This window comes from Natranaeroarchaeum aerophilus, from assembly GCF_023638055.1.
Taxonomy (GTDB): domain Archaea; phylum Halobacteriota; class Halobacteria; order Halobacteriales; family Natronoarchaeaceae; genus Natranaeroarchaeum; species Natranaeroarchaeum aerophilum.
Genome location: NZ_JAKRVY010000001.1, coordinates 282,541 through 294,240, shown reverse-complemented (window position 1 = coordinate 294,240; position 11,700 = coordinate 282,541). Strand labels below are relative to the sequence as shown.

The 11,700-nt window shown below is 60.0% G+C and carries 6 protein-coding genes; 2 read left to right on the top strand and 4 right to left on the bottom strand.

Annotated features, from left to right (window positions below; translation table 11 throughout):
• Positions 1 to 23: 23 nt before the first annotated feature.
• Entirely contained in the window at positions 24 to 3,260 is a 3,237-nt protein-coding gene (gene ileS, locus AArcSt11_RS01375) for an isoleucine--tRNA ligase (protein ID WP_250593858.1), read from the top strand.
• A gap of 172 nt (positions 3,261 to 3,432) precedes the next feature.
• On the opposite strand, the gene AArcSt11_RS01370 is transcribed toward ileS, so the two are convergent.
• The 4 genes from AArcSt11_RS01370 to AArcSt11_RS01355 form a co-directional block, all read right to left on the bottom strand.
• Positions 3,433 to 7,470 carry a glucodextranase DOMON-like domain-containing protein gene (locus tag AArcSt11_RS01370; RefSeq protein WP_250593856.1) on the bottom strand — a complete coding sequence of 1,346 codons (4,038 nt, stop codon included), beginning with the start codon at positions 7,468 to 7,470 and terminating at the stop codon, positions 3,433 to 3,435.
• Positions 7,471 to 7,816: 346 nt separating this feature from the next.
• Complete coding sequence (locus AArcSt11_RS01365) at positions 7,817 to 8,350, bottom strand: heme NO-binding domain-containing protein (RefSeq protein ID WP_250593854.1); 534 nt, start codon at positions 8,348 to 8,350, stop codon at positions 7,817 to 7,819.
• Between the two features lie 95 nt (positions 8,351 to 8,445).
• Complete coding sequence (locus AArcSt11_RS01360; RefSeq protein ID WP_250593852.1) at positions 8,446 to 9,627, bottom strand: SPFH domain-containing protein; 1,182 nt, start codon at positions 9,625 to 9,627, stop codon at positions 8,446 to 8,448.
• 282 nt (positions 9,628 to 9,909) lie between these two features.
• Positions 9,910 to 10,728, bottom strand: coding sequence for a hypothetical protein (locus AArcSt11_RS01355; RefSeq protein WP_250593850.1), 819 nt, complete (start codon positions 10,726 to 10,728; stop codon positions 9,910 to 9,912).
• A 143-nt stretch (positions 10,729 to 10,871) separates the two neighbouring features.
• Between AArcSt11_RS01355 and AArcSt11_RS01350 the strand changes: the two genes are divergently transcribed.
• On the top strand, positions 10,872 to 11,684 hold the full coding sequence (locus AArcSt11_RS01350; protein WP_250593848.1) for a hypothetical protein: 813 nt from the start codon (positions 10,872 to 10,874) through the stop codon (positions 11,682 to 11,684).
• Positions 11,685 to 11,700 lie beyond the last annotated feature (16 nt).

Below are 11,700 nucleotides of genomic sequence, written 5' to 3'. Positions count from 1 at the left end.
TTCAGGAGTGAGATAGGCCCGGTATGGACCGATTTCGCGAAGTCGCCGACCAGTATGATCCGGACGCGGTCGAGGACCGCGCGTTCGAGTACTGGGAGGAAGTCGACGCCTACGAGAAAGCAAAGGCCGAGCGCGAGGGGGCAGAAGAGTTCTTCTTCGTCGACGGCCCGCCGTACACGTCGGGCGCGGCCCACATGGGAACGACGTGGAACAAGACGCTGAAAGACGCCTACATCCGCTATCTCCGGATGTCCGGCTACGACGTCACCGACCGGCCGGGCTATGACATGCACGGCCTGCCGATCGAGACGAAAGTCGAGGAGCGACTGGGGTTCGAGAACAAAAAGGACATCCAGGAGTTCGGCGAGGAGGCCTTTATCGAGGAGTGCAAGGAGTTCGCCAACGAGCAGTTAGAAGGACTCGAATCCGACTTCAAGTCCTTCGGCGTCTGGATGGACTGGGACAACCCGTATAAGACTGTGAACCCCGAGTACATGGAGGCGGCCTGGTGGGGCTTCGAGCAAGCCCACCAGAAGGGGCTCGTCGAGCAGGGCCAGCGTTCGATCTCGCAGTGTCCCCGGTGTGAGACCGCGATCGCGAACAACGAGGTCGAGTACGAGGATGTCACCGACCCCTCGATCTACGTGAAGTTCGATCTCGCGGATCGAGACGGCCAGCTCGTCATCTGGACGACGACGCCGTGGACGATCCCGGCGAACACCTTCGTCGCGGTCGACGAGGAGCTGACCTATCAGGGCGTCCGCGCGGAGAAAGCGGGCGAAGAGGAGGTCCTCTACATCGCCGAGGCGTGCGTCGAGGACGTCCTGCGGGAGGGGGGCTACGAGGACTATGAGGTCGTGGACGAACTGACCGGCGAGGAAATGGTCGGCTGGGAGTACGACCACCCGCTGGCCGACGCCGTCGACCACCCCGGCGGAGAGGGGGCTTTTCAGGTGTACACCGCCGAGTACGTCGAGGCGGACCGGACGGGACTCGTCCACTCCGCGCCCGGACACGGTGAGGAGGACTTCGAGCGCGGGCGCGAACTCGGCCTCGACATCTTCTGTCCGGTCGGCGGCGACGGCGTCTACACCGATGCCGCTGGCAAGTACGCCGGCGAGTTCGTCAAGGACGCCGACGAGGGGATCATCGCTGACCTCCAGGACAGCGGAGCGATGCTTCAGGCCGGCGAGACCCACCACAGTTACGGGCACTGCTGGCGGTGTGACACCGGGATCATCCAGATCGTCACCGACCAGTGGTTCATCACGATCACCGACATCAAAGAGGACCTGCTCGACAACATCGAGGACAGCGAGTGGTACCCACAGTGGGCACGGGACAACCGTTTCCAGGACTTTGTCGAGGACGCGCCGGACTGGAACGTCTCCCGGCAGCGCTACTGGGGCATCCCAGTTCCCATTTGGTTACCCGACGCGGACTCGTCCGCGAACGGAGGCGGCGAAGCCGCCGGAGGCTGGAACGGATCGATGGACGACGCCATCGTGATCGGCGACCGCGAGGAGCTCGCCGAGCGCGTCGACCAGGAGATCGATCCCAAAGCCGTCGACCTGCACAAGGGCACCGTCGACGAGCTGACGATCACCGAGGACGGCGAGACGTACAGCCGCGTCGCCGACGTGTTCGACGTCTGGCTCGACTCCTCGGTCGCGACGTGGGGCACCCTCGACTACCCCGAGAGCGACGAGGACTTCGATCGGCTCTGGCCCGCCGACCTCATCATGGAGGCCCACGACCAGACCCGTGGCTGGTTCTGGTCCCAGCTCGGCATGAGCACGGCGGCGACGGGCGAAATCCCCTACAAGGACGTCCTGATGCACGGCTACGCCAACATGCCCGACGGCCGCGGGATGTCCAAGTCCAAGGGGATCACAGTCGAGCCCGACGAAGTGATCGAGGAGTACGGCGCGGACCCGATGCGTCTGTTCCTCCTGTCGGTCAACCCACAGGGCGAGGACATGCGCTTTTCCTGGGACGAGACCGAGAGCATGCAACGGAACCTCAACATCCTCTGGAACGTGTTCCGGTTCCCGCTGGAGTACATGCGTCTGGACGAATTTAATCCAGCAAAAACCACACTAGAGGATGTCGACGACGACCTCGAACTCGTCGACGAGTGGGTGCTCGCCCGCCTGCAGACCGTCGTCGCGGAAATGACCGAGGCCTGGGACGAGTACCGCCAAGACAACGCGCTCGACGCGCTCCTTGAATTCGTCGTCGAGGACGTCTCCCGATTTTATATCCAGGTCGTCCGCGAACGGATGTGGGACGACGAGGGATCGGCCAGCAAGCAGGCCGCCTACGCCACCTTCTACGAGGTGCTGGAGACGGTCGTGCGCCTGCTCGCGCCTTTCGCCCCGCTGGTCAGCGAGGAGATCCACCGGACGCTCACCGGCGATACTGGCAAGGACACCGTCCACGCGCTGGACTGGCCCGAAGCTGACGAGTACTGGGCCGACGAACAGCTAGAGACCGACGTCGCCTTCCTGCGGGCCGTCGAGGAGGCGGGCTCGAACGCCCGCCAGCAGGCCGAGCGCAAACTGCGCTGGCCCGTCACGCGGGCGGTCGTTGCGGCGAACGACGAGCGAGCCATCCAGGCCGTCGAACGCCACCGGGTGCTGCTGGCCGACCGGCTCAACGCCCGCGAGATCGAACTCGTGGGAGCTGGCGAGGACTGGGGCGAACTCGCTTACAGCGCCGAAGCGGACATGAGCGAACTCGGTCCGGCCTTCGGCGGCCGGGCGGGCGAGGTCATGAACGCGCTCAACGAGGCCCGCGTCGATGAGCCGGAGCTCGACGCGCTCGAAGCTGCCGTCGCGGATGTACTCGAGGGCGAGTCGCTCACCGACGCGATGGTCGAATTCGTCACCGAGACGCCAGAGGGTGTCACTGGCACCGCCTTCAGCCGGAACGGCGACGATCTCGGCGTCGTCTACGTCGACACGCAACTCACCGAGGACATCGAGAGCGAGGGCTACGCCCGCGAGGTGATCCGGCGGGTCCAGGAGATGCGCAAGGAGATGGATCTCGACATCGAGGAGCGGATCCGCCTCGACGTCGAGATCGCCGACGACCGCGTTGCCGAGCTGGTGGCCGAACACGAGGACCTGATCGCCGAGGAGGTCCGAGCCGACGAACTCGGCGACGTCGAGGACGGTCACGAGAAGACCTGGGACGTCGAGGGCGTCGAGATGGAGATTACGGTCCAGCCGGTTGCGGCTCCTGAAGCTACCGAGTAGTACCGAGCGGGCCCGCCGGTCGGCTTTTTCGCCCACCGTCAGCGCACGCGCTGACGAGCCCTCGTTCGCGTGGCTCACGAGGACCGCGTTTTTCGAGGAGAGCATCGTGGCTGTTCGATAGCCAGTGCTAATCGATCGGCAAAAAATAAGATCGAATCCGCAAGCAGCGAGCCTATTCCTCGGCCTCTTCCTCGGAGTTCTCCGAGAGGCGTTTTGCCGCGAGCGCGCCGGCACCGACACCGGCTGCACCGGCGGCGACCCCGAAGCCGGGGAGTCCGTCGTCGTCGTCCGCTTCGTCGTCTTCACCGTTCTCTTCGCCGTTAGCCGGTTCGGGCTCGGCGTCACCGAGCGCGACAAGCGGAATCTCGGGCGTCGTATCTGCGTCGTACGTCAGCACGTCCGCCCGGCTCTCGCCCTCCGGTAGGAGCAGATCCATGGCAGCTGGATCGTCGGCGTCCGCATCGCCGCCGCCGATCGAGTACTCGCCCGGTTCTGGATTGATCGCTCGGATGTCGCCCTCGCCGAAGCCGTCGAACGGCGTAATGATCGCGGCAAAGGAGACGTCGTCGGTCCAGTCGACGGCGCTTTTCGGGAAGTCGACAGCGACCTTGTCCGAGTCGGTCATGTAGTACTCGACGTCGCCGGAGACCGGTTCGCCCTCTGCATCCTCGACATCGGTCGTCCCTTCGCCGTGTGCGAGCACACGTGTGTGGTGTGGGACAGCGGTGTTGAAGTTCGTCCCGGGTCGACCTTCGACGCCCTCGGGGCCGTCGGCCTCAGGGGAGTTGATGTAGATCTGGACGAACTGATGAGAGACCGGATCGAGCCCGAAGTTGTTCTGGATGTCCTCGGCCATAGTGAACTCGAACTGGACGCGGGCAGGTGACTCGTAGATGGTCACCTCGCTGAGGTCCCAGGTCCCTTCGTAGAAGTCGTCACCGGTCGGGTAGGTATACTGATCCGGACCGTACGGCTCGCCGCCGGTACCGGTCTCGAACTGTTCGATCTCCTCGAACTCGGCGACCAGTGAGGAGTACGGAATCTCCGCGAGGGTACCGTCGGAGTACCCGAGAGCGTCCTCGACGGACGCGTCGCCGGCCATGTCGATAACGTTCGGCGCGCTATCGTTTTCTGCACCGCCGAAGACCTCGGGGCCGGCCTCGGCCTCGACCGGTCGGACGTTGCCCGACGCCGAGCTGTCGTAGCCCAGCATGAGCGGAGCGATCGCCATCTGGTCGAGGTTCCCCTCGATGGCGTCGCGTGGGAACTCGAAGAGCATCGCCTCGTTGGCGTTGTTGATCGTCAGTTCGCCAGTGGCGAGTTCGTTCCCGTCCGCGTCCTCCACGCGAACACCGTGTTCGCCGTCGGCGACGACACGGTACTGGTACGGAGCCTCGAAGGTCGCGTTGACGCCCTCGCGAGCGTCGGTGGAGCCTCCGTCGGCGTCGGGATCTCGGATGTACACCTGCAGATGCTGGTGGGAGATACCGTGATCGTAGCCCCACGGGTTGGTCAGGTCGCCATCGACCTCGACAGCGAACTGGAAGTCGTTTTTCGACTGGTGGACGTCAAAGCGCGTCAGATCGAAGACGCCCTCGTCGAAGTCGTCGCCGGTCGGGTACTCGTAGGTGCCCGGCCCGGCGTCCGTCCCGCGCTCCGCACTGAGTTCGATGATCATGTCGCCAAGCGAGAACAGCGACGGCGTTTCGAGAACGGCAAACGTATCGACCTCGACGGTGATCCCGGTGTCGCTTTCGTTGGTAGCGATGTTCTCACCGGTGACCAGGTTCGTGCCGTCGACCTCCGGTCGGAGGATCGGACTGACGGTATCCTCCTCGAAGTTGGCGATGACGATCACGCTTTCGGGCCCATCTACGTCGTCGAGTTCGGACGCGTCCCGGCCGAACACGATCATATTCGGCGTGTCCTGGGTGAAGGCGTACGCGTTCCGGAGCTCGGCTGCCGGTTTGAGCACGTCGAGCTCGTGGTAGGTGTCGATGACGTCCTTGTAGAACTGGAGATGGTCCTCGTCGTACTCCTCCCAGTTCATGAAGGCGCGCTGTTTGCCCCCTTCGCGAACGTCCGCCGCGGTGTCGATGTTGCCCGCATCGTCGCGACCGCGGTTGTCCTCGTCGAAGGCATCGAGCGAACTGGCTGGCCAGCGGCTCTCGCCCCATCGACTGATCTGGCGTTCCTGTCCGTAGTAGATCGACGGGACGCCCGGCAAGCCGACACCCGCTGCCCACGCAGCACGCTGTCGCTTCGCACCGTACTCCCACTCCTCGTCGGGGATCTCCGAGGGGTCCTCGGGCGGATCGTTGAGGTTGACGACCGTGTTGTTGAGCAGTCGTTCCTCGTCGTGGTTCTCGATCAGGTTGAGGATCAGCGAGAAGTTCGGGAAACCCTGATTCTCCCGGTCCTCGATTGTGCTAATCAGGGACTCTGCGCCCGTATCACCGCTAGCAACGGAGTGGGATGTCCCAGTGAACCCTTCGGTATCGAAGTGCATGTCGAAGGCGTTCTCGGACATCGTCGGATCCTTCGGGATCGTTTCGTCGAGCATCAGGTATTCGCTGTTGTTCTCGCGGACGACCTCGCGGATGTCTTTCCACATGCTGTTGGGAACGCCCCACGCGATGTCACAGCGGAAGCCGTCGACGCCGACCTCGCCGGACCAGAAGTCAGCGACTGCGAGCATGTGCTCGCGGACCGCTACGTTGTCGTAGTTGAAGTTCGGCATCACACGGAGGCCGAAAAAGCCCGTATTCGTCGGGGCAGGGTCGGCGATCTCGGCGGTCGGGTTCTCCTGGAGCCCCTCGACGGTACCGGCCGCTTCGACGCGGTCCCACCAGTCGAAGTACTTGGAGTCCTCGTCCCACTCGTTGATCGCCGGATATTCGAAGTTAGCGTCGAGCAGCGCCTGTGTGCGCTCTTCGTCCTGGCTCGCGATCGTATCCTGGAAGTACGGGTGGCCGCGACCTGCGTGGTTGATGACGATGTCGAACACGACCTTGATGTCCCGTTCGTGACACGCGTCGACGAACTCCTTGTAGGCCTCAACCGGCTCTTTCCCCTCCGGAACGAGGTCCTCGGCGATGCCGAAGTAGTCGTTCGTGTCGTAGCCGTGCGGGCCGCCACCGGGCGGCTGGTCCTCCGGGAAGTTAGAGAGGTTATTGTTCAAGAACAGTTTGTCGACACTCTCGGCCGGAACGACCGGCGTCAACCAGAGCGCGTCGACGCCGAGTTCCTCGATGTAGTCGAGCCCGCGTGCTCCGGTCTCTTCGTCGCCGTTGATCAGGGTATCGAACGTGGTCTGTCCGCGCTCTCCGCCCCACGAGCGGGGGAAGATCTGGTACATAACGCCGTCTTCCATCCACTCTGGAGCACGGTTCGGATAGTGGATCGAGCCGTCCTGGTCCAGCTCGATCGTGTCGAGCATACTCCGGGCGTGGCCGTCGTGTGCGGCGACGTGCACGCGACCGGTCTCTCCACCGAGTGCGCTCTCTGGAACCGTGGCCTGGTGACCGTCGGTCTCGATATCGTCGGTATCGAGCGCGTCCCGATCGTCCGCGAGGAAGACCACTTCGAGGTCGTCGGTTGCCGCACGGCTTGCAGGGGCGAGCTCCGGGTTCGCGGCCAGCGTGAACTCGCCGCCGCCGTACTCGCCGTCGAGTTCGACTTTCGGGCGAGCACCGTCACCCTCCGGGAACGCGTGGATCGTCATCTGGTGTGTGCCGTCCGGCGCGTCGAGTTCGAGGATGTACGTTCCGGGGACATCGGCGACGAACTCGGCGACGTTCTCGTCGCCGGTCGAGTACCGCGGTACCGGTGCGCTATCGTGTGTCTGCTCGAATTCGAGTTCGGCGTCGCTGTCTGCTGGCTTTTCGGCGATCGACCACTCGAACTCATCGGCGTCGTAGTTATCCGGATCTCGCTCGAAGTCTGGAATCCGGGGCGAGAGATTGTCTCGAGGATCGAATGACCAGCCACCGATATCCTCGGGGTTGGATAGCTGTTCGCCCACTTCGACGAAGCGAGGGTGGCCCGGATGATGCGAGTCGGGCCCGGATGCGTGGGTTTCGCCGTGTTCGTCCATCAACTCTGCTGTCGATGGCATCGACGTGAACGAGAGGGCACCGAGCCCTGCCATCCCGCCGAGAACTGTTCTGCGACCCAGATCTGGGTTGAGATTGCTGTTGTTGTTACTCATGATGTGGTTGGGAAATTGCGTGTGTCTACGACACAGAAGACTGGCGCGGAAACGTCTCCTGTAACGACGTTATCCGATGCCGAAATGGCAGGAGACGGATAACGGTCGCGGGCAATTAGGGGGCCAGTGTGCTGCAGTTCGGACGTGAAAATAGCCGATTCAGCTGCAGAACGGGGCCGCCGTTCGTACCCGCAACTGGTTTGGCTGCGACTCATCGACACAGAGTGAGGTAATAGTTCATCATGTATAATACCACACATACAACTAGTATTTGCCTCTAGTCAGCTGCTTCGTAACCAAGTATATAATAAATATTAGCACTTCTTGGGCGTGCGCGTCCACCGACTCAATCGAGTGTGACGCGGAGCTCACACTGCTCGTCGCCCTCCCGTAGACAGACTGGTTCCGCGATTTCCGCTGTTTGACCGTACTCGTCTGCAATACCGAGTACGACGCCACGCAACACCGTGCAGAGTTCGTGGTCCGAACGATACGTTAACACGATTTCGTCTCCATCACTCCGCGTCGAGACCGTCGCCGACGTGGTGGACCCGTCGTCTGAATCCAGCTGTTCGTAGATCGAATCCAGTGCGAGAATCACTTCTCGAGCATCCCAGTCATCGCGAATGTGCGCTTTGAACGTATCGAGCAGGGACGGCACCAGCGACCGGCCGAACGACTGCTGGATGGAGGCGTCTGTTCGGCCACCCAGTTCGGCGAGCGCCGTGGCCGCTCCGGTGAACTCGTTGTCGGGATAATGGGTAACCGGCAGATACAATTTCGGGTCCAGCCCGGCCTCGTCGGCAACCGAATCCCAGTCGATACCGTCGATTTCACTCTCGACGAACTCCTTGAACGCCTTATGAACGATTCCGTGCATACAGTTAGTCACCCTGCCAGCGAATCGACGCAATCATACGCCAGACTACATACCTACGAGTGGTAAATATTCCGGCGAAAATCGAACGTATCAGCTTATTTTTCTAGTTCGTCGACCAGCTCGGCGTCATCGATTTCAGCACGTGAGTCGCGGCCGATGTTCTCGGCCGCCTGCGCTGATGACTCCTCGGTACCGAACTCGCTGATCAGCTCTTCGATGTTGTCGAGACCAAGTAGTTCGGACGTCTTGTCGTCGAAATCCAGACTTTCGAGCGATCCCTCACCCTGCTGGACATCGCTGCCCGAGAGATGTTTGCCGTAGCGGCCGATCATGGAAGTGAGCTCCTGGGGCATGACGAAGGTGGTCGACTCGCCCTTGCCGATTTCTTCGAGCGTCTCCATTCCCTTGTCGATCACTGCCCGCTCACCCATTGACTCGGCCGACTTCGCTCGAAGCACGGTCGAAATCGAGTCTCCCTGTGCTTCGAGGATCTGGCTCTGTTTCTCACCTTGCGCGCGGATGATATTCGACTGCTTGTCACCTTCGGCCTTTTCGACCGCACTTCGGCGTTCACCCTGTGCTTCCAAGATCATGGCCCGACGGCGACGCTCGGCGGACGTTTGCTGTTCCATCGCCCGCTGGACGTCTTGGCTCGGGTTGACCTCACGGACCTCGACCGCTTCGACCCGAATGCCCCAGCGATCGGTCGCTTCGTCGACCTCGTCGTGGATGCGGCTGTTGATCTTCTCGCGTTTGTTCAGCGTCTCGTCGAGTTCCATATCACCGATCACGGCACGGAGCGTCGTCTGGGCGAGATTCGAGACCGCGTGCTTGTAGTCGTCGACCTCCAGGAACGCCTTCTTGGCGTCCATGACACGGATATAAATGACGGCATCGGCGGTCACCGGGGAGTTGTCACGGGTGATCGCCTCCTGACGCGGGACGTCGATGGTCTGCGTTCGCATATCGAAGACATACGTCTTCGAGACGAACGGTGGGACGAAGTTGATCCCGGGCTGTAGGAGTTTCCGGTACTCGCCGAAGACGGTCAGTGCACGTTTCTCGTACGCGTTGACGATCTCGACTGCGCTCGCAACCGTCACAACGGCAAGCGTCAGTAACAGCGCGCCGACGATAGAGAGCGGCGTTAGATCGAGGAAGTTGGTCAAAAGCACGGCACTCGCTGCCAGCGCCAGCGCGCCAATCAACACTGTCTGTGGCCGAAGACCGTGCGTTCTATGCACGCTCTGTATCCTGTCTCCCCCTGAGTTGGACATATCCGATCGTTAGGACTGACGCGGGTTAACGGTTGGCACCGGATCCGATCAGTAGCTGCGGGATCACAGCTGCTGTTCGAGCGACGCGACCGTCCGCTTGCCCACACCATCGACTGACAGGAGCTCTTCCGAAGAGCCAGTCCGAACGCCCTCGACGCTCCCGAACCGACCCAGCAGTCGCTTTCATATTTTGTGCCCGGTGCCGTCGAGCAATATCGGGACCGTTGCGTTAGATGTGGGGATTATTATGTACTTTCTTCCGATCAGCGTACTCTTTTGCGCTTACCAGCCAACGCCATCACAATCGCCGGGACAACAATAGCCACACTCTTGACTAGAGCAATTGCAGTCACCGCCGCAAGTGGAGCTCACTTCCTCACAGACACATTCCATATTTTTCGGAGAATAGAAACATTCCTCAACAATGTGATCACGCTTCACTTGTCGGCCGTTATTGGCACATGGTGAGCAGGTACTACCACAGTACTCTTTGTCCGGACAATCATATCTGTCGACTGCAACCACGCCAGCAGTACTGAAGGCGGCGCCTATATCCGGGTTTTTTGGCAGTTTCACTTCCTCCCGGTGCGGTGCAATCAGGAACCTTTCCCTGTCTGAATCCGGATCCACGATCGCATAGCTCTTGCTTTCTCTTGGTTTAATATAAATAGCAATATTATGTGTTTGTGTATTTTTTGATATCATAATTAGGGGTTGTAGACCGGCATCCCCATCTGTATGCTGTTCCTCAGTCTTCTCGAAAGTCGTCACAGCCACGCCCTCCTCTTTTAGCTCGGCTCGTACCGAATCCCGACCTTTCAGTACGGATTCAGTGTTGAGAACTGAGACGTTCGCTCTCGGAAGAATCTCTCTCTGTTGCAGTTCATTGAGAAGAGTACTTGCATATTCGTTGACCGCCTTTCGGATTCGTCCCGTGTTTTTATATTTGCTTTCGAGGCGTTGACGCTCCCGTAGAGGCTGGGGTGTATCATCGGGTGATGCAGCCGCAACGCTAGACAACGTTGCAGTACCAGCACTCACGCCACCTAATTGTTTGAGAATCGACCGTCGTTTCGGTCCATGCCCGCTATTATCTGCCATCAAACATAGAAATAAACTCTAATAATATAAATCTTATTCACTTTCTACATAAATGAGTATAAAGCTCTATATATTAATGGATGATATAGGACACCATGTTAGCCCGCCCTCTCAACCTATCGGAATCCGAGGTACAACGAGCGATGGAATACTACACAGACCTAGAGTATAGAACCTATTCGCTCGTCGACGAGCTGCTGGCGGAAATTCCCGAAAAACCCTTGCGCAAACGCGTTTCGTCAATGGCCTTCACGCCCAATGAGTTCTTACCAAAACGTTCGAAACGACCAAAAATCGAGATTCCATTTCTCGTCGAGCAGATTTTTTTATCATACACCACTGACGAAGAAGATCTGGACACACTGTTACAGTTTAGTGTCTTGATCGGTGAGTACTACGACATCTATGACGACATTTTAGATGATGACGTGGCAACAGCGCGCCGAGAGGTCATCGCGACGTGGCAGGTAATGTTCCCTCTCGCGTTACGATTGCTATGCCGACTTGGTGACGATGCCGTATCGTACTGGACTCACAGAGCGATGTGTCTTCCCGAAGGACAAATTGCAGAAGCAGGTTTAGACCCTTCAGGGTCGCTATACTACGACATCGTCCACCAACAGTCAGTACTATTTGGATTCCTCGCTGGTCTTGGAGCGGTGGTCGCTGGCGCAGAACAGAATGAGATCAGGAACGCGGAGTGTCTCGGGGGACTTTTTTTCAAATACGAGCAGTTTATTCTCGACGCCGAGCAGTACCGTACCAGAGAAGCAACTGATACGGGTGAGATATGGAACGCTATGAGATTCATGAGTGACGATGAACTGATCGCCCAGTTACGATCGTGGCAGAGTGATGCAAATCAGCTCCTCAAAACGTATCCTGCGGAGAGAGCTGCATTGCTGGAGTCGCTCTTTTCGGTCGATCTCGACGAGTGGTGGTCCAAAGAATGTTAAACCGGCGAAAACGGAT

Excerpts from the sequence above, each read along its gene's own strand:
- ileS (WP_250593858.1), top strand. The coding sequence starts at position 24 with ATGGACCGATTTCGCGAAGTCGCCGACCAGTATGATCCGGACGCGGTC.
- AArcSt11_RS01370 (WP_250593856.1), bottom strand. The coding sequence starts at position 7,470 with ATGAGTAACAACAACAGCAATCTCAACCCAGATCTGGGTCGCAGAACA.
- AArcSt11_RS01365 (WP_250593854.1), bottom strand. The coding sequence starts at position 8,350 with ATGCACGGAATCGTTCATAAGGCGTTCAAGGAGTTCGTCGAGAGTGAA.
- AArcSt11_RS01360 (WP_250593852.1), bottom strand. The coding sequence starts at position 9,627 with ATGTCCAACTCAGGGGGAGACAGGATACAGAGCGTGCATAGAACGCAC.
- AArcSt11_RS01355 (WP_250593850.1), bottom strand. The coding sequence starts at position 10,728 with ATGGCAGATAATAGCGGGCATGGACCGAAACGACGGTCGATTCTCAAA.
- AArcSt11_RS01350 (WP_250593848.1), top strand. The coding sequence starts at position 10,872 with ATGGAATACTACACAGACCTAGAGTATAGAACCTATTCGCTCGTCGAC.